Genomic DNA, 26,668 nt, shown 5'->3' with positions numbered 1-26,668 from the left:
ACATGCCCGATCTCCAGACCATCCTGTCCGCCAGCCGCCCGCTCACGCTTTCGGGCGTGCCGGCGGGGTTCCTGCCCAGCCTGCTCGCCGATCTGGCGCGGGGAAGCGCCGGCGGGGTGGTCTATGTGGCCCCGGACGAGGCGGCGATGCGCGCGGTGGCGGCGACTGCGCCCTTCTTCGCGCCCGAGCTGGAGGTACTGAGCTTCCCGGCGTGGGACTGCCTCCCCTACGACCGCGCCTCCCCGACGCTGCGCGCCATGTCCGAGCGGCTGGCCACGCTCCACGCGCTTCAGACCCCGGCCAAGGCGCCGCGCCTGCTGGTGACCACCGTCAACGCCGTCACCCAGCGGGTGCTGACCCCGTTCCGCATCCGCCAGCTGGTGGCGCGGTTGGCGCCGGGCGAGCGCATCTCGCTCGATCGGCTTGCCGAGCTGCTCCAGGGCAACGGCTATGTCCGGGTCGAGACGGTCCACGACGCGGGTGAGTTCGCGGTCCGCGGCGGGCTGGTCGACCTTTTCCCCTCGGGCGCCGAACAGGGGCTGCGGCTCGACTTCTTCGGCGACGAGATCGAAAGCGTCCGCACCTTCGACCCCGCCGACCAGCGTACCAGCGGCCGCATCGACGGCTTCACCCTGCTCCCGGCCTCCGAGGCGCTGCTCGACGAGGAAAGCGTCAAGCGCTTCCGCGCCCGCTATCGCGAGACCTTCGGCGCGACCGCGACCGGCGACCCGCTCTACCAGGCGATCTCCGACGGCCGCCGCCTGTCGGGCATGGAGCATTGGCTTCCGCTGTTCGAGGAGCGGCTGGAAACGCTGTTCGAGCACCTGCCCGCCGACGCGGTGATCGTGCGCGACGCGGGCACGCCCGGCGCCGCCGAGGCACGGTTCGAGGGCATCACCGACTATCACGCCAACCGCGCGCGCGCGCAGTCGGCCGATCCCGGCAGCTACCGCCCGCTGCTCCCCAACCAGCTCTACCTCAACAATGAGGAATGGACGCGCCGGCTCGACGAGGCGGCCGCGCATCAGGTGACGCCGTTTCACGAGCCGGAAAGCGCGACCGTGCTCGACTTCGGCGTCGACGGCCCCCGCGACTTCGCGCCCGAGCGTACCGCCGGCAACAACGTCTATGAGGCGGTGGTCGCGCACCTCGCCAAGCTCAAGCGCGAGGGCCGCAAGGCGATCCTCGCCAGCTATTCGCCGGGTGCGCGCGAGCGGCTGACCGGGCTGCTCGCGGATCATGGCCTCAAGGGTGCGATCGCCGCCGATGGCTGGCAGGAGGCGCTGGGTGCGGCCGAGCGCGGGCCGACGCTGATCGTCCTGCCGCTCGACCACGGCTTCACCGCGCCCAATGTCGCGGTGCTGACCGAGCAGGACATGCTGGGCGACCGGCTGGTCCGGCGGGCCAAGCGGCGCAAGAACACCGACGCCTTTCTGCAGGAACTGGCGACGCTCTCGCCGGGCGATCTGGTGGTGCATACCGAGCATGGCATCGGCCGCTATGAGGGGCTGACCCAGATCCCGGTGTCGCGCGCGCCGCACGACTGCGTGGCGCTGAGCTACTCAGGCGGCGACAAGCTTTACGTGCCGGTCGAGAACCTGGAAGTCCTCTCCCGCTACGGATCGGGCGAGGAGGGTGCGACGCTCGACAAGCTGGGCGGCGAGGCGTGGCAGCGGCGCAAGAGCCGCATGAAGGAGCGTATCCAGGCGATCGCGGGCGAGCTTATCCTCACCGCCGCCAAGCGCGCGCTCCGCCCGGCCGACGTCGCCGAGCCCGATCCCAGCGGCTATCCCGCCTTTGTCGACCGCTTCCCGTACCAGGAGACCGAGGACCAGGACCGCGCGATCGGCGACGTGCTCGACGATCTGGGCGCCGGCACGCCGATGGACCGGCTGGTCGTCGGCGACGTCGGCTTCGGCAAGACCGAGGTCGCACTGCGCGCAGCGTTCGTGGCGGCGATGGCCGGCATGCAGGTCGCGGTGGTGTGCCCCACCACGCTGCTCGCGCGCCAGCACCACATGAACTTCACCCAGCGGTTCGAGGGCTTTCCGATCAACGTCGGCCGCCTCTCCCGCCTGGTTCCCGCCGCCGAGGCCAAGCGGGTCAAGGAAGGCCTGGCCGATGGCACCGTCGACGTGATCGTCGGGACCCACGCGGTGCTGTCCAAGACCATCGACTTCAAGCGGCTGGGGCTCGTCATCGTCGACGAGGAGCAGCGCTTCGGCGTCACCCACAAGGAGCGGCTGAAGGCGCTGAAGGCCGACGTCCACATGCTGACGCTGACCGCGACGCCGATCCCGCGCACGCTGCAGATGGCGATGTCGGGACTGCGCGAGCTGTCGGTGATCCAGACCCCGCCGGTCGATCGCCTGGCGGTGCGAACCTATGTCATGCCCTGGGATCCGGTGGTGATCCGCGAGGCGTTGCTGCGCGAGCACTATCGCGGTGGCCAGGCCTATTTCGTGACGCCGCGCATCGCCGACCTGCCCGACATCGAGAAGTTTCTGCGCGAGGACGTGCCCGAGATCCGCTACGTCGTCGCCCACGGCCAGATGAGCCCGAGCGAGGTCGAGGAGCGCATGTCCGCCTTCTACGACAAGCGCTACGACGTGCTGGTGTCGACCACCATCGTCGAAAGCGGCCTCGATATTCCCTCCGCCAACACGCTCGTCATCAACCGCGCCGACAAGTTCGGCCTGGCCCAGCTCTACCAGCTGCGCGGGCGCGTCGGCCGCGCCAAGACGCGTGCCTATGCCTATATGAACACCGCGCCCGAGCGGCAGATGACCGAGGCCGCGACCAAGCGGCTGAAGGTGCTGTCGGACCTGGAGTCGCTGGGCGCCGGCTTCCAGCTTGCCAGCCACGACCTCGACATCCGCGGCGCCGGCAACCTGCTGGGCGACGAGCAGTCGGGCCACATCAAGGAAGTCGGCTACGAACTCTACCAGTCGATGCTGGAGGAGGCGATCCTCGACGCCAAGGCCGGCGGCCTGCGCGAGGACAAGCCCAAGGAGTTCTCACCCTCGATCACCGTCGACGCGCCGATCCTGATCCCGGAGGACTATGTCCCCGACCTCGACCTGCGCATGGGCCTGTACCGTCGCCTCAACGACGTGGACGACCGCGCCGGCATCGACGCCTTCGCCGCCGAGCTGATCGACCGCTTCGGCAAGCTGCCCGAGGCGACCGAGAACCTGCTCAAACTCATCGAGACCAAGCTCAACGCCAAGCGCGCGTGCATCGCCAAGATCGACGTCGGCGCGCGCGGCGCGATCGTCACCTTCCACGAGGACAATTTCCCCAACGTCCCCAACCTCCTCGCCTATGTCGACCGCCTGGGCGGCGCTGCGAAGCTGCGCCCCGACATGAAGCTCGCCATCTCCCGCGCCTGGCCCGACCCGCGTTCGCGCCTCCATGGCGCGCTGCAGCTGTCGCGCGGGCTGGCGAAGGCGGCGGGGTAAGGTGCCGCTGCAAATCGCTTGCGCACCGATCTGACTGGCTCCTATCCTCGCCAGACGAGATAATCTCGGGGGGGATAATGGAAGTCTGGAAGACGAGCGCGATGCGCTCTTGGCTGCTCGCGGGCGGTGCCGTCGCGGGTGCGCTGATGCTGAGTTCTTGCGGCATTGATGATTCCGCGTCGCCGGCACCACCACCTCCTAACAAGGCGCCCGCGTTCACCTCGGCGGCAACCGCAAACGTCGTCGAAAACAGCTCCGACTTCACCTACACGGCGGCAGCGACGGATTCGGAAGGAAGCGCGCTCACCTTCACGATCTCGGGCGGGGCTGATGCCGCCGCGTTCGTCCTGTCGGGAGCCACGCTGAAGTTCGTTGCCGCGCCCAACTACGACCTGCCGGCCGATGCGAACGCCGACAACGTCTATGAAGTGCAACTCCAGGTCAGCGACGGGCAGGCCCGCACGACCCTCGACCTGCGGGTCAGCGTCACGAACAGCAAGGAAGGCATCGCACTCACACGCGTGGCTACAGGCTTCGTGGATCCCGTCGCCATCGTTCCAGTTCCCGGTAGTACATCGCTGTTCGTCGCTGAACGCGGCGGCGCTATCTACACGCTGGATCCTGCGACTGGCCAGAAGACGCTTTTCCTGACGCTCTCCGTCGACACCGAAGGCGAGCGCGGTCTCCAGGCGATTGCAGTCTCGCCAAATTACGCGAGCGATGGACGCTTTTACGCGGTGTTCAGCGGGTGGGAGGGACGTGTCTTGATCACCGCCTGTCGCCGTCAAGGGACGTTCCTCTCACCGTCCTGCGGCGAGGCCGTCCTTTCGGTAGCAGCCGAGGTACACGAACCGACCAACAACTATGCCGCTTCCATGGTGTTTGGACCGGACGGAAAGCTCTATGTCGTCACCTCCGACGGAGGCGGCAGTCGCGATCCCGCTGGAACTGCACAAAGCGACACCTCCATTCTCGGCAAGCTCCTCCGGGTCGATAACAACCCCGACCCATACGCTGGGGCCTCGCCCAAGTACTACGTTGCCACCAGGATCGCGAAGGGCTTCCGCAATCCTCGTGGCGCCAGCTTCACCAGCGGCCTGCTCCTCGTGGCGGATCGGGGCGAAACCGGAAAGGAAGAGATCAATCTCGTCTCGACCGCAAACGCCGGCAACTACGGCTGGCCCGCGAAGGAGGGCACGAGCGTAGTCCTCCCGCCGGCTCCCAAGGACGCGATCGATCCGGCGATCGAGTACACGCGGCCTGAGGGCGGCGGGGTCGTCGGCGGCTACGTATATCGCGGGTCCGTCGCCTCGCTCCGGGATCAATATGTCTTTGCGGACAAGAGCGGGATCGTGTTCTCGGTCCCGCGATCGAAGATTGTTGCCGGAATCACGCTCGGGGCAGCGGCGCTGGAACGCCGTACGGCGGACTTTGCACCGGACCAGGGTACCCTTGGCCACCCCGCCCTCTTCGGTGAGGACCTGCAGGGCGAACTGTACGTAGTCGATGCTGGCGGTGACGTATTCCGCGTGCGGCAGGCCGATTAGCAGAGTCTCGCGCCCACCTCGGACAGCTCTCCGAGGTGGGTGCGGGATCGAGCTCTATTTGACCGGCCCGATGCTCAGCCCGCGGCGATAGTTCATCGTCACCGCCACGCGGTTCTCGCCCGAGCGCACCGGGATCACCACCTTGGCGAAGTCCGGCTCCAGGCGCATCAGCGACAGCTTGGGATCGCGGGAGAAGCCGCCGCCGTCGTTCCAGTCGGACTTGCCGTTGCCGTTCGCGTCGTGGCGGACCGCCACGGCATAGTCGCCGGCGCGCGGCACGGCGATGCAGATGGTCGCTCCCTCGCGCGCGGGTGCCTCGACGCGGCCCAGCCAGCGGCCCTTCTTCAGGAAGCCGGCGCCGTCGTAGAGTTGGACACGGACCTTGCCGGTGCTGTTCTTGAGGCCGCGCACCGTCACCATCAGCCGGGTCTGCGTCGCAGCGGTGCAGGCGCCCGGATCGGCCGCCTGTGCGGACGCAGGGGCGGCGGCCAGCAGCGCCCCGCCGAGCAGCGTCGCGATTGTCGCGTTCATCTTCCAATTCTCCGTTCTTGCAGCCGCGGCCCCCCTATCCGCAGCCCCAAAGCAGAAACGGGCGCCGTTGCGGGCGCCCGTTTCGTGGTTCTGGCTAGGGCGCGCCGCCGATCAGGCGGCGTCTCCCGCCTTCTGCTTTTCCGCATAGACGCGGACCGGTTCCTTGCGGCCCTCGATCACGTCCTTGTCGACCACCACCTCGTCGACGCCGTCCATGCCGGGCAGGTCGAACATCGTGTCGAGCAGAATGCCCTCCAGGATCGAGCGCAGGCCACGGGCACCGGTCTTGCGATCGATCGCCTTCTTCGACACCGCGACCAGCGCGTCGTCGTTGAAGCCCAGGCGGACGCCTTCCATGTCGAACAGCTTCTGGTACTGCTTGACCAGCGCGTTCTTCGGCTCGGTCAGGATCTTGACCAGCGCGTCGATGTCCAGGTCCTCGAGCGTCGCGATCACCGGCAGACGGCCGACGAACTCGGGGATCAGGCCGAACTTGAGCAGATCCTCCGGCTCGGTCTGGCGCAGCACCTCGCCGGTGCGGCGCTCCTCGGGAGCGGCCACATAGGCGCCGAAGCCGATCGACTTGCCCTGCAGGCGGTCGCCGATGATCTTCTCCAGGCCCGAGAACGCGCCGCCGCAGATGAACAGGATGTTGGTCGTGTCCACCTGCAGGAATTCCTGCTGCGGATGCTTGCGGCCACCCTGCGGCGGAACGGACGCGGTGGTCCCTTCCATCAGCTTGAGCAGCGCCTGCTGCACGCCCTCACCCGACACGTCGCGCGTGATCGACGGGTTCTCGGCCTTGCGGCTGATCTTGTCGATCTCGTCGATGTAGACGATGCCGCGCTGCGCCCGCTCGACGTTGTAGTCGGATGCCTGGAGCAGCTTGAGGATGATGTTCTCGACGTCCTCGCCGACATAGCCGGCCTCGGTCAGCGTGGTCGCGTCCGCCATGGTGAACGGAACGTCGAGGATGCGCGCCAGCGTCTGGGCGAGCAGCGTCTTGCCGCAGCCGGTGGGGCCGACGAGCAGGATGTTCGACTTCGCCAGTTCTACGTCGGCGCCCTTCTGGCCGTGGTTCAGGCGCTTGTAGTGGTTGTGGACGGCCACCGAAAGCACGCGCTTGGCCTGCTTCTGCCCGATGACATAGTCGTCCAGCACGTCGCAGATCTCCTGCGGCGTGGGGACGCCACCGTCCTTCTTCGACACCAGAGCAGACTTCGTCTCCTCCCGGATGATGTCGTTGCACAGCTCCACGCACTCATCGCAGATGAACACGGTGGGGCCGGCGATGAGCTTGCGCACCTCATGCTGGCTCTTGCCGCAGAAGGAGCAATAGAGCGTGCTCTTGGAGTCACCGCCGCTGAGCTTGGTCATTCACTTCTCTCCCGCGCACCTAGGCGCGTTACACCGCCCGACAGTCTACACTCGGGCACCGGTCCGGCAATCCATAAAACACGTGGGTTATCAGGATGTTGCCCGCGCCGCCGGATTCAGGCGCGGGCATGTTCCAGCCGCGGATCAGGCCGCAGGCGCTTCCTCGGTCGGGGCCGGGCGCTTGTCGAACACCTGGTCGACCAGGCCGAACGCCTTGGCCTCTTCCGCCTCCAGGAAGGTATCGCGATCCATCGCCCGCTCGATCTCCTCCAGCGGCTTGCCCGTGTACTTGGCGTACAGGTCGTTCATCCGGCGACGGATGCGCAGGATCTCCTTGGCCTGGATCTCGATGTCCGAGGCCATGCCCTGGGCGCCGCCCGACGGCTGGTGGACCATGATGCGCGCGTTGGTGAGCGCGACGCGCATCCCCGGCTCGCCGCTGGCGAGCAGGAAGCTGCCCATCGACGCCGCCTGTCCGATGCACACCGTGCCGACGCGCGGACGGATGTACTGCATGGTGTCGTGGATCGCCATGCCGGCGGTCACCACGCCACCCGGCGAGTTGATGTACATCCAGATGTCCTTCTTCGGGTTCTCGGACTCGAGGAAGAGCAGCTGGGCGGTGATGAGCGACGCCATGTGATCCTCGACGCCACCGGTCACGAACACGATCCGCTCGCGCAGCAGGCGCGAATAGATGTCGAAGCTGCGCTCGCCGCGGCTCGACTGTTCGATGACGATGGGGACGAGGGCGTCGTGGATGTCCTGCATTGGGTTCCCGCTTGGTAAGGTTCGAAACACAACATCGGCGCTCGGATCGCCCGGCGCAAGGGCCGCGAGGTGCGATCCGCGGCGGGACGTCAGTTGCCGGGGGCCGGATGCGCCAGATAGGCCAGCCGCCGCACCTCCACCCGCCCGCGCACCACCGTGTCGAGGATCAGCCCCGAGAATCCGCACAGGAAGGCGAGGATCATCAGGCCCGTCACCAGGATCGCGGTCGGGAAGCGCGGCACGAGGCCGGTCTGTAGATAGGTGACCACCAGCGGCACCGCCAGCAGCAGCGCGACGGCCGCGAGGAGGAGGCCCACCGCGCCAAAGAACCACAGCGGCCGCTCGAACCGATAGAGCGTCGCGATCGTCCGCGCGATCCGCCAGCCGTCGCGATAGGTGCTGAGCTTGGAATGCGACCCCTCCGGCCGCGCGAAATAGCAGGTCTCGACCTCGGCGACCGGCATCTTGAGCTCGAGCGCATGGACGCTGATCTCGGTCTCGATCTCGAACCCGCCGGACAGCGACGGGAAGCTCTTCACGAAACGGCGCGAGAAGACGCGGTAGCCGGAAAAGATGTCGGTGAAGCTGCGCCCGAACAGGCGGGCGAGAATGCCGGTCATGGCGCGGTTTCCGAACCGGTGCCCGCGGCGATAGGCGGCCTGGTGCTGCTCGACCCGCGAGCCGACGATCATGTCGAGCTGCTCGCCGACGAGCTGCGCGACCATCGCCGGCGCGACGCTGGCGTCATAGGTCGCGTCACCGTCCGCCATCACATAAACGTCGGCCTCGATGTCGGCGAACATGCGGCGCACGACGGCGCCCTTGCCCTGGATGCGCTCGGAGCAGACGACCGCCCCCGCCTCGCGCGCGACCGTCACGGTGCGATCGCGGCTGTTGTTGTCGTAGACGTAGATCGTCGCGTCCGGCAGCGCCTCGCGAAAACCCGCCACCGTCTGCGCGATCGCAGCCTCTTCATTGTAGCAGGGCAGCAGGACGGCGATCTTCATGCAGCTTCCGGTAGCGTCTGGACTGCGCCCGCGACTACCCATCCCGCCCCGCCTCCGCCAGCAGAAAAGGGAGGAGTGCCCGGTCTGGGAAGGCGTGCGATGCGGCTATTCGGCCTCGTCCTCATACTCGGCCAGCGCAGCCAGGACCCGCGGGTCGCCCGCATATCGCGCCCGCAATGCTTTCAGCTCGGCGTCTGTGCCCGTGCAGGTTCGTGTCAGCGCCTCGCTCAGGAAGGCCGCGCGTTCCTCGTCATACGGGTCCTCCCCGCGGAAGTGATCGCACTCGTCGCGGCGTTCGCGGAACGCGACCACCTCCGGCGGCAGCGGCGCGTCCGGCGCAGGCGCGGCGGTGGGCGTATCCGGAAGAGGCTCGAGTGCGGGCCGAGAAGATCCAGTTGGGCTCGGAGGTGCGGGCGTCGGCACCGCGCCGGCCTTTTCGCTCGGGGAAGGGTTGTGCGCGCCGTCACAGCCCGCCAGCAGGAGTGCGACCGTCAGGCCAATCCTCTGCAACATCCGCTTCCCCTGTGCTGTCGACCCCGCCGCACGGTTCATCCCAGGGTGCGCCGGTAGAATGCCAGCGTCAGCCCCATCGTCTGCAGGAACAGCGCGGGATCGTAGCGCGGGCCCTCGTCGCGCAGGAACGCGTGCTGTGCGTTGACTTCGTGCCATTCATAGGCGGCGCCGACTTCTTCCAGGCGCTGGCGGATCGCCTCCCTGCCTGCAAAAGGCACGTGCGGATCCTGTCGGCCCCACACGAACATCACGGCCGCCTTCAGCTCGGCCATGCGCGCCAGGCTGTCGTCCGACCGGCCCTCGCCCAGCGTCCCGGAATGGATGTCGGTGGGGTAGAAACAGGCCGCCGCCGACACGCGCGGATCGAGCGCGGCGCGATAGGCGAGATGCCCGCCAAGGCACACGCCGAAGGTCCCCACCCGGCCGTTGCATGCCGGGTTCTGGAGGAGTGCCGTCACCGCAGCCTTTGCATCGGCGTCATAGGCGGCGACGGGCTTGGTAAATTTGAGCGCGTTGCCGCGGTCCGTGCCCGCAGGGTCGTAGGTCAGGACCGTCCCGGCAGGCTCATACTCGTGATAGACCTCCGGCACCGCCACGACATAGCCGTTGCCGGCGATCATCGCCGCGAGCCGACGGATGGGCGCGGTGACCTGGTAGATCTCGGAGAACAGGAGCACGCCCGGGAAGCGCCCCTCGATCGCCGGGCGGAACAGATGCATCCGCATCGCGCCGCTGCCGGGCACCTCCACATCCTGAGTCTCGTCGCTGCGCAAGATCATCCGCTCATCCTCATGACGTCCCGGGGACAGTGCCCATAAAGCCTAAGCACCGCGCTGGAACAGCGCACCCGCAACTGCACCTGCGAAGCGAGCCGACGCGCCCCTCGCCTTTCGTACCGCCGCCGGTCCCGCCAAAAGAAAAGGGCTGCAGGTCGCGGTCGACCTGCAGCCCTTCCATGATCCGGTCGGACGCGCGCTTAGGCAGCGTCGTCGGCCTTCTTCTTGGCGGCCTTCTTCTTCGGTGCGGCCTCGCCGGCCTCGTCCGAAGCGCCTTCTTCCTTGGCAGCCTTCTTGGTCGCAGCCTTCTTCTTCGGCGCGGCAGGAGCTGCCTCGGCGTCGGCGGCGGCCGGCTCGATGTCAGCGGCTTCGGCCTTCTTGGTCGACTTGCGCTTCGGCTTCACCGGCTCGGCAGCCGCTTCTTCGGTGCCGTGGTCGTGATCGTGCGCATGATCGTGGTCGTGGCCATGCGCGTGGTCATGGTCATGGTCGTGATCATGGTTGTGGACGTGGGTGCCGCTGGCGAACCCGTCCTCGCTCTCGATCGCGGCTTCCAGCTCCTCGCGGGTCACTTCGCGGTCGGTGATCTCGGCCTTGTCGAACAGGAAGTCGACGACCTTGTCCTCATACAGCGGCGCGCGCAGCTGGGCGGCCGCCATCGGCTCCTGCTGGACGTACTGGATGAAGCGCTCACGGTCCTGCGGCGAATACTGCTGCGCTGCCTGCAGGATCAGGCGCTGCATTTCCTGCTGGCTGACCTCGACGCCGTTCGCCTGGCCGATCTCCGACAGCAGCAGGCCCAGGCGGACGCGGCGGACCGCGATCGCGCGGTAATCCTCGCGCTCGTTCTCCAGCTCGGCCATCGCCGCCTCGGGGTCGGCCTCATGGGTCGCCTCGTGCTGGAGCTGCGCCCAGATCTGGTTGAACTCGGCTTCGACCATCGAGGGCGGAACCTCGAAGTCGTGGTCGGCAGCGAGCTGGTCGAGCAGCTTGCGCTTCATGTGGGTGCGGGTGAGGTTGTTGAGCTCCTGGCCGGCCTGATCCTTCAGGATGCCGCGCAGCTGCTCCAGGCTCTCCAGGCCCAGCGCCTTGGCGAACTCGTCGTCCGCCACGGTCTCGCCGGCCGGCACGCGGACGTCGGTGACCTTGAGGTCGAAGGTCGCCGGCTTGCCCTTGAGCGTGTCGACGCCGTAATCCTCGGGGAAGGTGACCTCGATGGTCTTCTCGTCACCCTTCTTGATGCCGACGAGCTGGTCTTCGAAGCCCGGGATCAGGCGGCCCGAGCCGATCTCGATCGACATGCCCTCGCCGGTGCCGCCCTCGAAGGCCACGCCGTCGACCTTGCCGGCGAAGTCCATGACGACCAGGTCGCCCGTCGCAGCCTCATGGCCTTCCGGCGCATCTTCGTGGCGCTTGTTCTGGCTGGCGAGCTGCTGGATGCGCTCGTCGATCGCCGATTCGTCGGCCGGAACGGTCAGACGCTCGAGCTTGATGCCCTCGATGGCGGGTGCCGGCACGTCCGGGAGCACTTCCATCTCGACCTTGACGACCGCGTCCTTGCCCGGCTCGAAGCCTTCGTCCAGCGACACCTGCGGCTGCAGCGCGGGGCGCAGCTTCTGCTCGGAAAGCAGCGTCTGCACGCCTTCCTGGATCGAGGTGTTGAGCGCTTCCTGCGTGAGCGCGGGGCCGTGCATCTTGCGCACCAGGTTCGCGGGAACCTTGCCGGGACGGAAGCCGGGCATGCGGATCTGCGGCGACACGCGCTTCACCTCGGCATCGACCTTGGCGTCGATTTCGGCCGCGGTGATGGTGAGCGTGTAGGCCCGCTTCAAACCCTCGTTCAACGTCTCGACAGTCTGCATTCTCGACAGCTTTCGTCCAATAGGATCGGGATCACGGTGTCCTACAAGCTTCGCTTGCGAGAGCGAAGCTGGTGCGGGCGAAGGGAGTCGAACCCCCACATCTTTCGATACTGGAACCTAAATCCAGCGCGTCTACCAGTTCCGCCACGCCCGCGAGCGGACACCGCCGGCACGGCGGCGTCTATAGCAGCCACACAGGCTGGAGCAAGCGTCGTGGCAACCGCGGGCCTCCCTGGCGCGTTCAATGCGCGTCCAAGGAGAGACACCATGCCCGTAGAGCCCCCCATCCCGGCCGCCCCACCGGAGGCACCGCCCCCACCCGGCAACCCGGCTGCGCCCGACGCGCCCCAGCCGGAGGCGCCGCCGCAGCCCGCCGAGCCCGGCCAGCCTTCGGCGCCCCCGCCGGAGATCAGCCCGCCGGGTCCGGACATCGACTATCCCAGTCCGGGCGCCGACCCGGTGATCACGCCGGCCCCCGGCCAGCCGATCATGCACGCGTAAAGGAGAGTTTCATGAGCGATCGCGAACGCAGCCCCCACCCCGACAGTGATCCGGCAGCGGACAACGACACCCGCACCGACATCGAGCAGGCCGTGCAGGCCCGTTCGGACGACGTCGAGCGGCTCGGGTCCAAGGTCGGCACCACCTCCCCGCTCGACCCGCCGGGCGAGTTCGCCGGCACCGCCGGCACCGGCGGCGTGGTCAAGAACCAGGACCTGACGCAGCAGTAATCGGCCGGGTACCGCGTCGCTCAGGCGGCGCGGTACAGCCACTCCGCGGGCAGACCCATTCTGCGGCATGCCTGCGCGGGTGGTGCGCTGCGGATCACCAGCCGATCCGCCCCCATGCCCGCAGCCCGCACCAGCCGCGCACCGCCGCGCGGCAGGCCGGCTTCCGGCCCAAGCTCCAGAACCTCCCGCGCACTCGCTGGCAGCAGATCGACGGCGGCGCGCAGCAGCAGCCGCTGCATCGGACGCAGCGCACGCGGGAACGCCGGCGCGTCCCGCATGATCGTCAGGAACTCGCGGATCTCCGGCGCGGCACGCAGCTTGGGCAGCATGGCCTCGAGCATGGCGTCCCAGCCGGCCTCGCTGTCCGCGGTGCCGGTGGCGCCGAACAGGCGCGCGCCCGGCTGCGCTTCCCGCCAGAAGCGGTCGCGCTCGGCTGCGTCCAGCGGTTGGACGAAGCGGTGGTAGGCCATCAGGAAGCCGTACGAGGCGGTCGCCTGCACCCAGTCGAGCAGCTCGGGATCCATCGCCGCATAGGCATGGCCCTCCCGCGTCGTGCCGCGCACGCGGGCGTGCTGGCGTCCCACCCCGGCGATCATCGCCTCGGCGACGCTGGCGGGCGCATAGACCGTGACCATCGCGGCAAGCCCGGTGCGGCGCAGGCGCGTCACCGGATCGCTGCGAAAGCTGCTGTGCTCCCAGACGCCGGACCGCACGCGCGGCTCGCCGAGTTCGAGCAGCACCGCCGCCACGCCGCCGATGAACAGCGACACCGGGTTCTTGAACACGCGCCAGGACACCGAGTCGGCGGCGGCAAGCGCGGGCTCCCCGGCCGGCCGGCTGAAGTCGATGTGCGGCATGCCGTCGCCTGCGAACAGCGACGCACTTTCGCGCTCCAGACGGCGCTGGAGCGGCATGGGAAGCGAGAGAGCGGCGGCAGTCATGCGTGTACCGACGCGCAGATGCTGCGCGAGGTTCCCAGGCACCCGGATCGGCAGCTGGGCCGTCCCCAGACGCAACCTGTACCCCGGCGAAGGCCGGGGCCCAGTTGGGGGACGGGGGTGAAGGCCGCCCTCTCTGCCACCTTTGTGCTCCCGCGAAGGCGGGAGCCCAGGGTTCCGAACGCCGGCACCCGTTGTTCTGCTTGGCCCTGGATTCCCGCGTGCGCGGGAGTACGAGGATGGATCGGATGCGTACGCGCTCTCACGCGTCCCCCAACTGGGCCCCGGCCTTCGCCCGGGTACAAGAGTGGCGGGGGGAAGCTCCCCCGCCCCTCCGAAGCGCCTTACCCCAGCGTCTTCTTCAGCAGCTCGTTCACCACCGCCGGATTGGCCTTTCCGCCCATCGCCTTCATCGTCTGGCCGACGAAGAAGCCGAACAGCTTGTCCTTGCCGCCGCGATAGTCGGCGACCTTGTCGGCGTTCTTCTCCATCACCTCGGCGATCACCGCCTCGATCGCGCCGGTGTCGCTGGTCTGCTTGAGCCCGCGCTCCTCGACGATCGTGCCGGCCCCTTCGCCGGTCTCCAGCATGATCTCGAACACCTGCTTGCCCAGCGTGTTGGAGATGGTGCCGTCGGCGACCAGGCCCAGCAGCTCGGCGCCCTGCGCAGGGGTCACCGGGCTCTCGCCGATGTCCTTGCCCAGGCGATTGAGCGCACCGAACAGGTCGGAGATCAGCCAGTTCGCCGCGGCCTTGGCGACCTCGCTCTCGCTCTTCTTCTGGACCAGCGCGCTTTCGGCCAACAGCGCCTCGAACCAGCGCGCCGTCTCCGCCTCTGCGGTCAACACCGCGGCGTTGTAGGCGGACAGGCCCAGCGCCTGTTCATAGCGCTGGCGCTTGGCGTCCGGCAGCTCCGGCAGCGACTGGCGGCATTCCTCCAGGAACGTGTCGTCCAGCACCAGGGGCAACAGGTCCGGGTCCGGGAAGTAGCGATAGTCGTGCGCGTCTTCCTTGGACCGCATCGAACGGGTCACGCCCTTGTCGGGATCGAACAGCCGCGTCTCCTGGACGATGCGGCCGCCATCCTCCAGCACCTCCACCTGGCGCTTCGCCTCATACTCGATCGCCGCCATGACGAAGCGCACGGAGTTGACGTTCTTGGTCTCGGTCCGCGTGCCGAACGGCTCGCCGGGCTTGCGCACGCTGACGTTCACGTCGGCGCGCATGGAGCCTTCCTCCATGTTGCCGTCGCACGAGCCGACATAGCGCAGGATCGTGCGCAGCTTGCGGACATAGGCGCCGGCCTCGGCGGGCGAGCGCATGTCCGGGCGGCTGACGATCTCCATCAGCGCCACGCCCGAGCGGTTGAGGTCGACATAGGAGCGCGTCGGATGCTGGTCGTGCATCAGCTTGCCCGCGTCCTGCTCGACGTGGATGCGCTCGATGCCGATCTCCTTGGTCTCGGCGTCCGGATCCTTCTCGTCCAGGCTGATCAGCAACCGGCCCTCGCCAACCAACGGGTGGTAGAGCTGACTGATCTGATAGCCCTGCGGCAGATCGGCGTAGAAATAGTTCTTGCGGTCGAACCGCGACCATTTGTTGATCTGCGCGTCGATCGCCATGCCGGTGCGCACCGCCTGGCGGATGCACTCCTTGTTGGGCGTCGGCAGCATGCCGGGCATGGCCGCGTCGACCAGCGACACCTGCGTATTCGGCTCCGCGCCGAATTCGGTGGCGGCGCCCGAAAAGAGCTTCGCCTTGGAGGTGACCTGGGCGTGAACCTCCAGGCCGATCACGACCTCCCAGTCGCCGGTGGCGCCACGGATGCGGTAGGTGGACTCAGTCATTCTGCGTCTGTCCAGTCAGAGTTCGTTTGAACAGTGGATGCGCCTTCCGCTTCCTAGCGGGCGTACCCAGCTTGATCTTGCGCCGCTTAGCGGGACGTTCGGATCGAAACAGGAGGCGATCAGCGACTGCGTCGATGATCGCTCCTGCAAGTTCGATCCAGAACATGTCCTACCACCAAGCCTCGGGACGTGCGGTGAAGCCGGCGCGCTCCTCGATGGCGAGGCCGGCGTTCAGCACGCCTTGCTCGTCGAGTGGCTTGCCGATCACCTGGAGGCCGAGCGGCAGGCCGCCCGCGTCCAGCCCGCCCGGCACGCTCATCGCCGGCAGGCCGGCGAGCGACGACGGCACGGTGAAGACGTCGTTGAGGTACATGGCGATGGGATCGTCCGACTTCTCGCCCAGCGCGAACGCCGCCGACGGCGCCGTCGGGGTGAGCAGCAGGTCGCACTGCGCCCATGCCTTCTCGAAGTCCTGCGCGATCAGCGTCCGCACCTTCTGCGCCTGGGTGTAATAGGCGTCGTAGAAGCCGGCCGACAGCACATAGGTGCCGATCATGATGCGGCGCTTCACCTCGTCGCCGAAGCCGGCGGCGCGCGTGGCGGCGTACATGTCCTGCAGGTTGGCGCCCTCGGGCAGCTCGCGCTGGCCATAGCGAACGCCGTCATAGCGCGCGAGGTTGGACGACGCCTCCGCCGGCGCGATGATGTAATAGGCCGGCAGCGCGTATTTGGTGTGCGGCAGCGACACCTCGACGATCTCGGCGCCCGCGTCCTTCAGCCAGTCGATGCCCTGCTGCCACAGCGCCTCGATCTCGGCCGGCATGTTGTCGACGCGATATTCCTTGGGAATGCCCACGCGCTTGCCGGCGAGGTTGGACGAAAGCCCCGCCTCCCACTTCGGCACGGCCAGGTCGAGCGAGGTCGAATCCTTCACGTCGAAGCCCGACATCGCCTCCAGCATGATCGCGCAGTCGCGCACGTCGCGCGCCATCGGCCCCGCCTGGTCGAGCGACGAGGCAAACGCGATCACGCCCCAGCGCGAGCAGCGGCCATAGGTCGGCTTGATGCCGCTGATGCCGGTGAAGGCGGCGGGCTGACGGATCGAGCCGCCGGTGTCGGTGCCGGTCGCCGCCGGGCACAGCCGCGCCGCGATCGCCGACGAGCTGCCGCCAGAGGAGCCGCCGGGCGCGAGCGGGGCATTGTCGCCGCCGCCCCGCCGCCACGGCGAGATCACGTTGCCGAACGCCGAGGTCTCGTTGGACGAGCCCATCGCGAACTGGTCCATGTTGAGCTTGCCGAGCATGCCGGCGCCCGCGTCCCACAGCCGCTGCGACACCGTCGACTCGTAGGTCGGCGTGAAGCCCTCTAGGATGTGGCTCGCAGCGGTGGACGTCACACCCTTGGTGCAGAACAGGTCCTTCATGCCGATCGGCACGCCGGCCAGGGGCTTCAGCGTCTCGCCGGCCGCACGCGCGTCGTCCGCCTGCTTGGCGGCGGCGAGCGCGTGGTCGGGCGTCTCCACCAGGAAGGCGTTCAGATCCTTGGCGCGCGACACCGCGGTCACGAATGCGTCGGCGACTTCGCGCGCGGAGAAGGCGCCGGAGCGCACGCCGTCGCGGATACCAGCGACGGTCAGGTCGGTAAGCTCGGTCACTATTCGATCACCTTGGGCACGGTGAAAAAGCCGTGTTCGGCCTGGGGGGCGTTGGCGAGCACCGCGTCGCGCACGTTGCCGTCGGTGACGACGTCTTCGCGCAGGCGCAGCGTGTTCGGGATGACGGCGGTCATCGGCTCGACGGCAGAGGTATCCACCTCCCCCAGTTGCTCGATCCAGCCCAGGATGTTGCCGAGCTCGGGCGCCAGGCGCTCCGCCTCGGCATCGGTGATGGCGATGCGCGCGAGGCTCGCCACGCGCTTCACGGTTGCAGTGTCTACGGACATGGGTCCGCGGCTAGCATCCCCGCACCCCCGCCACAAGCGGGCGGCGGCCTCTGCGCCATATGGCCCGACGGTTGCGTAATGCGCATGCTTGCCGCACGGGAAGCCGGTTGCGTCGACCTCCTCGATGCTGCACTGCACAACGGAGAGCCCGCGTGGCGCGCAAATTCCTCTACGGAGTGGCAATTCTGGTCATGCTCGCGCTCGGCGGCACCTTTGCATTTCGGATGTTCGGCGCGGAACTCCTGCGCTGGAGCATGGTGCCGAGCGCGCGCTTCGCGGAACAGCCGGCGGCTGCGCCCGCGGCCTATGCCAATCCCGACATGTGGCTCGCGCGGCCGGGCACGCCGAACGACCCGGCGCGCTGGACGCCGCCCGGCATGGGCGTGCCGGAGCGTGCCGAGGCAGCGGTGTTCTTCATCCACCCGACCTCCTACCTCCGCAAGAACCAGTGGAATGCGCCGCTCGCCGACGAAGAGGCGAATGCGCGCGCTGCCCTGTTCCTGCGCGGCCAGGCAAGCGCCTTCAACGAGATGGGCGAGGTTTGGGCACCCCGCTATCGCCAGGCGACGTTCGGCGCATTCCTGACGACCGTGAGCGATGCCGAGCGCGCGCTCGACCTCGCCTATGCCGACGTGCTGCAGGCGTTCGATTCGTTCCTCAGCCAGGTCGACCCGAACCGTCCGATCGTGCTTGCCGGGCATAGCCAGGGCTCTCTGCACCTCACCCGGCTCCTGCACGATCGGGTCGCAGGCAAGCCGCTCGCCCGCCGCATCGTCGCCGCCTATGTCGTGGGCTGGCCGGTGTCGCGCACCGCCGACCTGCCGGCACTCGGCCTGCCCGAATGCACCGCGGCCGACCAGCCCGGCTGTATCCTGTCGTGGCAGGCCTTTGCCGAGCCCGCCGATCCGCGCCTGATCACCGACACCTTCGATGCGACCAACGGCTTCACCGGTGCCTCGCGCAAGGGCACGCCGCTCATCTGCACCAACCCGATCACCGGCACGCCGGGGGCGGACGCGCCGGCAAGCGCGAACCTGGGCACGCTGTTCCCGAACGCCAACCTCACCAACGCGACGCTGGAACCCGGCCGCGTGGCGGCGCGCTGCGACGGGCGCGGCTTCCTGCTGATCGGCGCAAGCCCGCCGGACGTCGGCAGTTACGTGCTGCCGGGCAACAACTATCACGTCTATGACTACAGCCTGTTCTGGGGCAGCGTGCGCGCCGACGCCGCGCGCCGCCTGAAGGCGTGGAAGGCGCAATGATCACCACTGACTCCGCCGCGTTCCGCGCAGCGCTTCCCGATGGCGGCCGCCTCCTCGGCCTGGACGTCGGCACCAAGACGATCGGCACCGCCGCCTGCGACGCCGGCTGGAGCTTTGCGAGCCCGGCCGTGCTGATCCGCCGCACCAAGTTCACCAAGGACAAGGCTGCGCTGGTCGCGCTGATCGCGGAGCGCCAGACGGTCGGCCTCGTCATCGGCCTGCCGCTAAACCTGGACGGCAGCGATTCGCCGCGCACCCAGTCGACCCGGGCCTTTGCCCGCAACCTCGACGACCTGGGCCAGCCGATCCTGCTGTGGGACGAGCGCTGGTCGACCGTTGCGGTCGAGCGCGTGCTGATCGAACAGGACATGAGCCGCGCCAAGCGCGCCGAGGCAGTGGACAAAATGGCCGCCGCGCATATTTTGCAGGCCGCAATCGACGCGCTGGTGAACAGCTGACGCGCGCCCGCCCCTGCGCTATGGGCGGCGGACACAGACAGGATGATACCAATGGCTTCCCGCAGCAGCAGCTCCGCCCGCGACCTCAGCTGGCTCGTCGCCATCGACGGCGCCGCCGTCCTTGGCAGCTTCGCGCTCGCCTGCATGACGCCGTTCGCGGCGCTTGCCGCGGCGTCGGCGCTCACGCTCTCGCGTCGCGCCGGCATCATGGCGGTGCTGGGCGCCTGGCTGCTCAACCAGATCATCGGCTTCGGCTTCCTCGGCTATCCGACCGACCCGATGACGATCCTGCGCGGGGTCGCGATCGCGGTGAGCACGCTCGCCGGCTTCGGCGTCGCCCATGCGGTGCGCGGCTCCACCGGCACGCTGTCGCTCGCACGCATGGTCGCCGCGATCGCAGGCGCGTTCGTCGCCTATGAAGTCGTGACCTACCTCACCGCGATGGTGCTGGGCGGGACGGAGAACTTCACCCCCGCGATCGTTTGGATGCTCGCCCGCAACGACGCGATGTGGTTCACCGGCCTGATGGCGCTCTACCTCGCGCTCACGGCCGGTGCGCCGTCGGTGTTCGGCCGCCGCCCGCAGCTGCGCCTCGCCTGAACCTCCCCCGTTCGCCTCGAGTAGGGATCGAGCTTGTCGAGAGCGCGTATCGAGAGGGGCGGCGTGCGCGACCTCTCGACACGCCGTCTCGACAAGCTCGACGCCTGCTCGAGGCGAACGGAACAGGATACGTTGGTCCAGCCTAGCTGACCGATGGCCCTGCACGCCTTGCGCGTGTCCGCCGCGGGGATTAGGCGATCCCCTCGATGCACATTTCCGATCACAGCCCCGCCGCCCAGATCCCCGGGGGCGCCGTGTTTCCGCACCGCCACCTGACCGGCATCGAAGGTCTCCAGCCCCACGAGATCCTGTTCCTGCTCGACGAGGCGGAACAATGGGTGGAGGCCAACCGCAGCCGCGCTCAGAGCGACCGGCGGCTGGACGGCATCACCCAGATCAACGCCTTTTTCGAGAACTCGACGCGCACGCTCTTGTCGTTCGAGATCGCGGGCAAGCGGCTGGGCGCCGACGTCGTCAACATGCACGCGGCCCAGTCGAGCGTGAAGAAGGGCGAGACGCTGATCGACACGGCGGTGACGTTGAACGCGATGCGCGCCGACGTGATCGTCATCCGCCACTCCGCTTCGGGCGCAGTCAAGCTGATCGCCGGCAAGGTCGACTGCCCCGTGCTCAACGCCGGCGATGGCTGGCACGAGCATCCGACGCAGGCGCTGCTCGACGCACTCACCATCCGCCGCCGCACCGGCGCCATCGCCCACCGCAAGGTCGTGATCTGCGGCGACATCCTCCACAGCCGCGTTGCCCGCTCCAATATCCTGGCGCTCACCACGCTGGCTGCCGAAGTGCGCGTGGTCGCCCCCTCGACCCTGATGCCGGCGGAGATCGAGCGCATGGGCGTGACCCCCTTCACCGACTTCGACGCCGCGCTCGAAGGCGCCGAGGTCGTGATGATGCTCCGCCTCCAGAACGAGCGCATGAACGGCGGCTTCATTCCTTCCACCCGCGAGTATCACATGCGCTACGGCCTCACCTCCGAACGGCTGAAGCGCGCGGCGCCCGGCGCGTTGGTGATGCACCCCGGTCCCATGAACCGCGGCGTGGAGATCACCTCCGAGGTGGCCGACGACCTGGAACGCTCGGCCATCACCGAACAGGTCGAGATGGGCGTCGCCGTCCGCATGGCGTGCCTGGACGTGCTCACCCGGCGCTCGCGCGGCGTGGAGGGCTGGGCATGACCCTCGCCTTCGTCAACGCGACGCTCGTCTGCCCCACCAACGGCGTCTCCATCGGCACGCTGCTGGTCGAGGGCGATCGCATCTCGGCAGTGGGCGACGTCGCCATCCCCGAAGGTGCCGAGCGCATCGACGTGCGCGGAAAGCTGCTCGCCCCCGGCATCGTCGACCTCGGCGTGTTCGCGGTGGACCCCGCCGCGTTCCGTGCCGGCGGCATCGTCCGCGTCGGGCTCATGCCCGACCAGTCTCCGGTGCTGGACGATCCCGGCATCGTCGAGCGCGCCGCCAAGGCGGGCAAGCCCGACCTCTGGATCCACCCGATCGCCGCCGCCACGCGCGGCCTCCAGGGCACCGACCTCGCCGAGATGGCGATCAACGCCAGCGCGGGCGCGCGTGCGGTTGCGACCGGCCGCCGTTGGATCGGCAACTCCGGCGTGATGCGCAAGGTGCTGCGCTACGCCCGCGACTGCGGCCTGACGGTCATCGCCCATGCCGAGGACGGCGGCCTCGCCGAGGGTGCTGTCGCCACCGAAGGCGAGACCGCCAGCCGGCTGGGCCTGCCGGCCGCCCCGTCGATGGCCGAGGCGCTGGCGATCGCCCGCGACCTGATGCTCGTCGAGGAGACCGGCGCCGCGCTCCACTTCCGCCAGGTCACCACCGCCGCCGGCTTCGACCTCGTCCGCCGCGCCAAGGCACGCGGGCTGCCGGTCACCTGCGGCATCACGCCCGCGCACCTGCTGCTCTCCGACAACACGCTCAACGACTATCGCACCTTTGCCCATCTCTCGCCGCCGTTGCGGTCGGAAGAGGACCGGCAGGCCGCACTCGCGGCGGTTCGCGACGGGACGGTGGACGTGCTGTGCTCGGGCCACGACCCGCGCGGGCCGGAGGAAAAGCGCCTGCCCTTCACCGATTCGAGCGAAGGCATGGCCGGTGCCGAGACGCTGCTCGCCTTTGGCCTCGGGCTGGTCCGCGACGAGGTGCTCACGCTCGATCGCCTGTTCGCGCTGCTCGCCGTCAATCCGGCGCGCGTGCTCGGCATCGACACCGGCAGGCTCGCGGCCGGCAATCCCGCCGACCTGCTGATCGCCGATGCCGACGCACCCTGGCTGATCTCCGCCGAGCGCATGGCGGCCAAGGCCGGCAACACGCCGTTCGACGGCCTGCCCGTACAGGGCAAGGCATTGAAGGTCATGAAGGGCGGCCGCTTCCTCTGAAGCGGCCCGCCGGTCAGCGGGCGGCGACCTGCCGCTCGCGCGCGGCCCAGGCGGCTACCCGGTCGCCCGCCTCCGCGCGGACGAAGCAGCGCCCGCCCTGCGCGCGCAGCCGCTCGCACAGCGAGACCGCCTCGGGCTGGGCAAAGCCGCCCACCGACAGGCGATAGAAGCGGCCCTCGCCGACCCGCGCCTCCACGCCGGACGGGGTGAGCCCTGCCAGCGCCCGATAGCGACGCCGCGCCGTCTCCCAGGCATCTCTTGCCACGGCCGCGTCCTCATGCGCGCCGAGCTGCACGTAATAGCGTCCCCGCGCGGGCGCGGCCGCTTCGATCCGTGGCGCTGCATCCTGCGCAACCGCCACGCGCGCTGCGATCGATTGCACGATCTCCTGGCGCGGTGCGAAGCGGACGCCCCCGATGGGCGCTGCGTCGGCGGGTTCCGCCTCGACCGACACCGGCGCCTGCGCCACTGCCACCGGTGCCGCCGCAACCGGGCGCACCAACGCGAGCGCCAGCGGCTGCCCCGGATCGGCCACCGCCTCGGTACCCAGCAGGGTCGCCACCTGCTGCGAGGAGGTCGTCGGCTGCACGAACGCCATCCACTCGCGCATTCGCCGCTCGAGCTCGTCGCCGGTCAGGTCGACGGCCGCTACGGCACGCGCCTCCGCCCAGCGCCCGCCAAGCGCGAGCGCCAGTGCCAGGTTCTGCCGGGCGGTCGCGCTCGCCGCGGCGCCGCGCGCTTCCTCGCCGATCAGCACCGCCCCGCCGATCGGATCCCCTGCCAGCGCCAGCGCCAGCCCGCGATCCGCCGGCCTCAGAACTTCCGCATAAGTGGCAAGCGTCGCCCGCGCCGCGGTCCAGTCGCCGAGTGCCGTCTGTGCGAGCGCGAGGTCGAGCGCCGCACGCGGATCGCGCGGGTCGAGCGCCAGCGCGTCGCCCGCCGCCTGCGCGGCCGAGGCGAAGCGTCCCGCCTGCAGATAGGCATGTGCCAGCAGCGCACGGTGGGCGGGATCGGAAGGCGACAGCGCCACCAGCTGCTCGGCGTATTTCACGGCAGCCGAGCCGCGATGCTCCGCGATCGCGACCTCCGCCTTGTTGACGAGCTTGTCGATCCGCGATTGGCTGCGCGCCCCTGCAGCGTCGCTCGCCACGGGGAGGTCGCCGGAGCCGCTGGTGCTGCATCCGGCACCCAGCAACAGGGCGGACGCGCCCACGGAAAACAGGGCACGGCTCCTCAGCATTCCACCCCTGCCCCAGCCGCCTGCACGTCACCCATTCCCGGTCCCTTGATTGCACGCGCAACCTGTCCCGTTTCCGGATAAGATTGGGTTAATGGAGGCGGCACGAGCAAGCCCGCACGCGCACGCACGGCATTGCCCACGAGGGTGGCGCCCGGGTGCACGCCGCGATAAGCGGGCAGCGACGCGGAAGGATGAAGACCATGCGAGCCAAGCTTTTTCTCGGGACCGCAGCCCTGCTGCTGCTCGGCCAGCCGGCATTTGCCGACGTCAAGGACGGGGTGGACGCCTGGACCCGCGGCGACTTCGCCCGCGCGGTGAAGGAATGGCGCGGTCCGGCGCTGAAGGGCGACCCGGACGCCCAGTTCAACCTGGCCCAGGCCTATAAGCTCGGCCGCGGAGTGCCCGCCGATCTCGCCCAGGCGGAGCAATGGTATGCCAAGGCGGCCGCCCAGGGCCATCCGCAGGCGGTGACCAACTATGGCCTGGCGCTGTTCCAGAACGGCCGTCGCCAGGAAGCGGTCAAGTGGCTCGAACAATCCGCCGCCCGCGGCGAGGCGCGTGCGCAGTTCGTGCTCGGCACCATGTTGTTCAACGGCGACGCCGTGTCGAAGGACTGGGTCCGGGCCTATGCGCTGATGACCCGTGCCTCCAGTTCGGGGCTGCCGCAGGCGTCGCAGACTCTGGCGCAGATGGACAAGTACGTCTCGCTCCAGGATCGCCAGCGCGGCCTGGAGATGGCCCGCACCATCGAGGCACAGGCGGCACGCGCGCCGGTGACCGCCACCACGGTCGCTGCGGCAGCGCCGGCAGCAGCCGTCACCACTGCGCGCACCGCACCGGCGGCACCCGTTCCGGCCGCACCCGCGGCACCCGTTCGGACCGCACCCGCGACGCCCGCGCCGGTACGCACCGCACCGGCCCCTGCCCCGGTGCGCGCGGCACCGGTGGCGCCGGCCGCGGCCGCCCGCCCGACCCCGCCCGCCGCCGCTCCCGTGGCCGGCGGTGGCTGGCGCGTCCAGCTCGGCGCTTTCCGCGAGAGCGGCGGCGCCCAGGCCTTGTGGTCGCAGATGCGGGCCAAGTTCCCGGGCCGCACGCCCGAATATGTCCAGGCCGGCGCCGTCACCAAGCTGCTGGTCGGCCCCTACGCCTCCAGCGCAGAGGCCACGCGCGCCTGCTCCGCGGTCAAGTCCTGCCTCCCGGTGAAGCGCTGACGAGGGCTGGGCTCCGCTGACGCTAGCGCAAGGCGAGCCGCGGCCGCAGCCTCCTGCAACCCTGGACTCCCGCCTGCGCGGGAGTACGCCTCTTCACTTGCAGGCGCACCCTCCCCGCACCCGTGCTCCTGTGAAGGCAGGAGCCCAGGGCCACGAACACGACGCGCGCTTAGCTGCAGCGACAGATCGCCTCGCCCCCCATACTGTACCCCGGCGAAGGCCGGGGCCCAGTTGGGAAAGCTCCGACGGTTGCGCGCCGCCACCACCGCAACCGGACCGGCCTCCGCCGGGGTACGGCTGGCTTACTCCAGCACCCAGCGATCCCGCGCATACCCCTGCGCATAGAGCAGCGCCGACAGATCCCCATGGTCGATCCGCGCGCCCGCCGCCGCGGCCACGATCGGCTTGGCATGGAACGCGACCCCCAACCCGGCCCGGCGGATCATCGCCAAGTCGTTGGCCCCGTCGCCGACCGCCAGCGTCGCCGCCGGATCGAGCCCCAGCGTCGCGATCGCCTCGACCAGCGTCGCTTCCTTGGTAGCCGAGTCCACGATCGGCTTCGCCACCGTCCCGTCGAGCACGCCGTCGGCGATCATCAGCCGGTTGGCGATCGCCCGGCCGAAACCGATCTGGCGCGCGACCGGCTCGGCAAAGCGGGTGAAGCCGCCCGAGATCAGGATCGTCTCGGCCCCGTTCGCGCGCATCGTCTTCACCAGCGCCTCGGCACCCGGCGTGATCCGCACGCGCTCGGCCAGGCAGCGCTCGATCGCGTCCTCGCCCAGGCCCTTCAACAGCGCGACTCGCGCGTCCAGCGCAGCGGCGAAGTCGAGCTCGCCGCGCATCGCCCGCTCGGTGACCTCGGCGATCTGCGGCTTAATGCCGGCATAGTCGGCGAGTTCGTCGATGCACTCGACGGTGATCATGGTCGAATCCATGTCGGCGATCAGCAGCCGCTTGGCCCGCCCTGCCGCCGGCTGCACCACCACGTCGGTGCCCGCAAACGCGCCTTCCAGCACGCCACGCGCAAGATCGGGCCCGTGCGCGAACGGCACGTCCGCCGCGCGTCCTTCCTCGATCCACGCGACGGCACCGGGCGCACAGCCCGCCGCCGCCAGCCGGTCCGCCGCTGTCGAAATATCGCCTGCGCCGATGCGTTCGGCTGCTATCAGCGTCGCGATGAACATGGTGCATACCCCTTTGCCGAAGGTCGCGCTCATTGCAGGGCCGACCGCCAGCGGCAAGTCCGCGCTGGCGATCGCCGTCGCCGAACGCTACCGCGGCACTGTCATCAATGCCGACTCCGCCCAGGTCTATCGCGACCTGCGCGTGCTGAGCGCCCGTCCGAGCGCCGAAGAAGAGGCACAGGTTCCCCACCGCCTGTTCGGCCATGTCGATGGCGGGGAGGATTATTCCGCCGCCCGCTGGGCGGCAGAGGCGCGCGTGGCGATCGACGCGGCGCTGGCGGAGGGGCGGCTGCCGGTCCTCGTCGGCGGCACCGGCCTTTATCTCCGCACGCTGCTGGACGGCATCGCCCCGGTCCCGGAGATCGACCCGGCCATCCGCACAGAGGTTCGCGCGCTCCCCGTGGCAGAGGCGCACGCCGCGCTCGCGCGCCTCGACCCGCAGGCGGCCGGGCGGCTGCGCGCGAGCGATACGACGCGGGTGGCCCGCGCGCTGGAGGTGGTGCGCTCGACCGGCCGGCCGCTCGCCCAGTGGCAGGCCGCGCGCGAAGGCGGCATCGCCGACCGCATCGATCTGGTGCCGCTCATCCTGCTTCCCGACCGGGCGTGGCTGGTGGAGCGCTGCGACCGCCGGCTCGAAGCGATGTTCGCAGGCGGCGCGATCGGGGAAGTCGCGGCGTTGCTCGCCCGCGAGGACCTCAGCCCCGACGCCCCGGTGCGCCGTGCGATCGGCGTGCCGCAGATCGCCGCCTGTCTCCGCGGCGAAATCACGCGGGAACAGGCACTTGCCGAGAGCCGCCTCGCCACGCGCCAATATGCCAAGCGCCAATACACCTGGTTTCGCAACCAGCCGCCCGCCGACTGGCACCGCGCCACCGCGACGGAATCATGCGACTTGGAAGCTTTTTTTGAACAAAAGTTGTCCGACTAGCCTTGCATCCTTGCTTTCCTGTCGATAGGCGGCCTGCGTCCGAGAGGCTGCTGCTGCAGCTGCGAAGTAAGGA

Annotated in this window: 24 protein-coding genes and 1 tRNA gene; 11 read left to right on the top strand and 14 right to left on the bottom strand. The window is 69.2% G+C overall.

The window, feature by feature from the left end:
- Positions 1–2 precede the first annotated feature (2 nt).
- A complete protein-coding gene (gene mfd, locus ABDZ92_RS14505) occupies positions 3–3,461 on the top strand; it encodes a transcription-repair coupling factor (RefSeq protein WP_125960443.1) in 3,459 nt (1,152 codons plus the stop codon).
- Positions 3,462–3,538: 77 nt separating this feature from the next.
- Entirely contained in the window at positions 3,539–5,008 is a 1,470-nt protein-coding gene (locus tag ABDZ92_RS14500; protein ID WP_125960444.1) for a PQQ-dependent sugar dehydrogenase, read from the top strand.
- A gap of 54 nt (positions 5,009–5,062) precedes the next feature.
- Here the strand turns inward: ABDZ92_RS14500 and ABDZ92_RS14495 are convergent, their stop codons facing one another.
- From ABDZ92_RS14495 to ABDZ92_RS14460, 8 genes are all read right to left on the bottom strand, one after another.
- Positions 5,063–5,539: a DUF2141 domain-containing protein gene (locus tag ABDZ92_RS14495; protein WP_125960445.1), complete on the bottom strand. Its 477-nt coding sequence runs from the start codon at positions 5,537–5,539 to the stop codon at positions 5,063–5,065.
- 111 nt (positions 5,540–5,650) lie between these two features.
- Positions 5,651–6,916 carry an ATP-dependent Clp protease ATP-binding subunit ClpX gene (clpX, locus tag ABDZ92_RS14490; protein WP_125960446.1) on the bottom strand — a complete coding sequence of 422 codons (1,266 nt, stop codon included), beginning with the start codon at positions 6,914–6,916 and terminating at the stop codon, positions 5,651–5,653.
- 144 nt (positions 6,917–7,060) lie between these two features.
- Positions 7,061–7,687, bottom strand: coding sequence for an ATP-dependent Clp endopeptidase proteolytic subunit ClpP (gene clpP / locus ABDZ92_RS14485; protein WP_125960447.1), 627 nt, complete (start codon positions 7,685–7,687; stop codon positions 7,061–7,063).
- Positions 7,688–7,776: 89 nt separating this feature from the next.
- Positions 7,777–8,694, bottom strand: a complete 918-nt coding sequence (locus ABDZ92_RS14480; RefSeq protein WP_125960448.1) for a glycosyltransferase family 2 protein — start codon at positions 8,692–8,694, stop codon at positions 7,777–7,779.
- Between the two features lie 105 nt (positions 8,695–8,799).
- Positions 8,800–9,207, bottom strand: a complete 408-nt coding sequence (locus ABDZ92_RS14475) for a hypothetical protein (RefSeq protein ID WP_241211807.1) — start codon at positions 9,205–9,207, stop codon at positions 8,800–8,802.
- Positions 9,208–9,242: 35 nt separating this feature from the next.
- The gene (locus tag ABDZ92_RS14470; RefSeq protein WP_125960449.1) at positions 9,243–9,986 is read right to left on the bottom strand and encodes a dienelactone hydrolase family protein; all 744 of its coding nucleotides are present in this window, start codon (positions 9,984–9,986) and stop codon (positions 9,243–9,245) included.
- Positions 9,987–10,183: 197 nt separating this feature from the next.
- Entirely contained in the window at positions 10,184–11,845 is a 1,662-nt protein-coding gene (gene tig, locus ABDZ92_RS14465; RefSeq protein WP_125960450.1) for a trigger factor, read from the bottom strand.
- Positions 11,846–11,914: 69 nt separating this feature from the next.
- Positions 11,915–11,999 (bottom strand) — tRNA-Leu (locus ABDZ92_RS14460).
- A 113-nt stretch (positions 12,000–12,112) separates the two neighbouring features.
- Here ABDZ92_RS14460 and ABDZ92_RS14455 point away from each other — a divergent pair.
- Both ABDZ92_RS14455 and ABDZ92_RS14450 read left to right on the top strand, forming a co-directional pair.
- Positions 12,113–12,346 carry a hypothetical protein gene (locus ABDZ92_RS14455; protein ID WP_129340580.1) on the top strand — a complete coding sequence of 78 codons (234 nt, stop codon included), beginning with the start codon at positions 12,113–12,115 and terminating at the stop codon, positions 12,344–12,346.
- 11 nt (positions 12,347–12,357) lie between these two features.
- Positions 12,358–12,576: a hypothetical protein gene (locus ABDZ92_RS14450; protein WP_125962272.1), complete on the top strand. Its 219-nt coding sequence runs from the start codon at positions 12,358–12,360 to the stop codon at positions 12,574–12,576.
- Positions 12,577–12,596: 20 nt separating this feature from the next.
- Here ABDZ92_RS14450 and ABDZ92_RS14445 read toward each other — a convergent pair whose 3' ends face one another.
- The 4 genes from ABDZ92_RS14445 to gatC all read right to left on the bottom strand — a co-directional run bounded on the left by ABDZ92_RS14445 (position 12,597) and on the right by gatC (position 17,302).
- Positions 12,597–13,517 carry an oxygenase MpaB family protein gene (locus ABDZ92_RS14445; RefSeq protein ID WP_125962273.1) on the bottom strand — a complete coding sequence of 307 codons (921 nt, stop codon included), beginning with the start codon at positions 13,515–13,517 and terminating at the stop codon, positions 12,597–12,599.
- 341 nt (positions 13,518–13,858) lie between these two features.
- On the bottom strand, positions 13,859–15,361 hold the full coding sequence (gene gatB, locus ABDZ92_RS14440; protein ID WP_125962274.1) for an Asp-tRNA(Asn)/Glu-tRNA(Gln) amidotransferase subunit GatB: 1,503 nt from the start codon (positions 15,359–15,361) through the stop codon (positions 13,859–13,861).
- Positions 15,362–15,530: 169 nt separating this feature from the next.
- Positions 15,531–17,015 (bottom strand): Asp-tRNA(Asn)/Glu-tRNA(Gln) amidotransferase subunit GatA, encoded by a 1,485-nt coding sequence (gene gatA / locus ABDZ92_RS14435; protein WP_125962275.1) that lies wholly within the window; start codon positions 17,013–17,015, stop codon positions 15,531–15,533.
- Positions 17,015–17,302 (bottom strand): Asp-tRNA(Asn)/Glu-tRNA(Gln) amidotransferase subunit GatC, encoded by a 288-nt coding sequence (gatC, locus tag ABDZ92_RS14430; RefSeq protein WP_125962276.1) that lies wholly within the window; start codon positions 17,300–17,302, stop codon positions 17,015–17,017. Before gatC ends, gatA begins: the two co-directional genes overlap by 1 nt.
- A gap of 152 nt (positions 17,303–17,454) precedes the next feature.
- Between gatC and ABDZ92_RS14425 the strand changes: the two genes are divergently transcribed.
- From ABDZ92_RS14425 to ABDZ92_RS14405, 5 genes are all read left to right on the top strand, one after another.
- Positions 17,455–18,564, top strand: a complete 1,110-nt coding sequence (locus ABDZ92_RS14425) for a DUF3089 domain-containing protein (protein WP_125962277.1) — start codon at positions 17,455–17,457, stop codon at positions 18,562–18,564.
- Positions 18,561–19,022 (top strand): Holliday junction resolvase RuvX, encoded by a 462-nt coding sequence (gene ruvX / locus ABDZ92_RS14420; RefSeq protein WP_125962278.1) that lies wholly within the window; start codon positions 18,561–18,563, stop codon positions 19,020–19,022. The genes ABDZ92_RS14425 and ruvX overlap by 4 nt, the downstream gene beginning before the upstream one ends.
- Positions 19,023–19,073: 51 nt before the next feature.
- Positions 19,074–19,622 carry a hypothetical protein gene (locus ABDZ92_RS14415; protein WP_125962279.1) on the top strand — a complete coding sequence of 183 codons (549 nt, stop codon included), beginning with the start codon at positions 19,074–19,076 and terminating at the stop codon, positions 19,620–19,622.
- A 206-nt stretch (positions 19,623–19,828) separates the two neighbouring features.
- Positions 19,829–20,818, top strand: a complete 990-nt coding sequence (locus ABDZ92_RS14410) for an aspartate carbamoyltransferase catalytic subunit (RefSeq protein WP_125962280.1) — start codon at positions 19,829–19,831, stop codon at positions 20,816–20,818.
- Positions 20,815–22,032, top strand: coding sequence for a dihydroorotase (locus ABDZ92_RS14405; RefSeq protein WP_343763577.1), 1,218 nt, complete (start codon positions 20,815–20,817; stop codon positions 22,030–22,032). Before ABDZ92_RS14410 ends, ABDZ92_RS14405 begins: the two co-directional genes overlap by 4 nt.
- Positions 22,033–22,045: 13 nt before the next feature.
- On the opposite strand, the gene ABDZ92_RS14400 is transcribed toward ABDZ92_RS14405, so the two are convergent.
- A complete protein-coding gene (locus ABDZ92_RS14400) occupies positions 22,046–23,272 on the bottom strand; it encodes an SPOR domain-containing protein (protein WP_125962282.1) in 1,227 nt (408 codons plus the stop codon).
- A gap of 200 nt (positions 23,273–23,472) precedes the next feature.
- Here ABDZ92_RS14400 and ABDZ92_RS14395 point away from each other — a divergent pair, with 200 nt between their 5' ends.
- The gene (locus ABDZ92_RS14395) at positions 23,473–24,483 is read left to right on the top strand and encodes an SPOR domain-containing protein (protein ID WP_241212031.1); all 1,011 of its coding nucleotides are present in this window, start codon (positions 23,473–23,475) and stop codon (positions 24,481–24,483) included.
- A 302-nt stretch (positions 24,484–24,785) separates the two neighbouring features.
- On the opposite strand, the gene serB is transcribed toward ABDZ92_RS14395, so the two are convergent.
- Positions 24,786–25,667, bottom strand: a complete 882-nt coding sequence (gene serB / locus ABDZ92_RS14390; protein WP_125962284.1) for a phosphoserine phosphatase SerB — start codon at positions 25,665–25,667, stop codon at positions 24,786–24,788.
- Here serB and miaA point away from each other — a divergent pair.
- On the top strand, positions 25,666–26,595 hold the full coding sequence (gene miaA / locus ABDZ92_RS14385) for a tRNA (adenosine(37)-N6)-dimethylallyltransferase MiaA (RefSeq protein WP_272695289.1): 930 nt from the start codon (positions 25,666–25,668) through the stop codon (positions 26,593–26,595). The genes serB and miaA overlap by 2 nt on opposite strands.
- The last annotated feature ends 73 nt before the right edge of the window (positions 26,596–26,668 follow it).

It is taken from the genome of Sphingomonas molluscorum, from assembly GCF_039522995.1.
GTDB classification, from domain to species: Bacteria; Pseudomonadota; Alphaproteobacteria; order Sphingomonadales; family Sphingomonadaceae; genus Sphingomonas; species Sphingomonas molluscorum.
The sequence above is the reverse complement of the archived record's forward strand: the minus strand, read 5'-3'. Positions and strand labels throughout refer to the sequence as shown.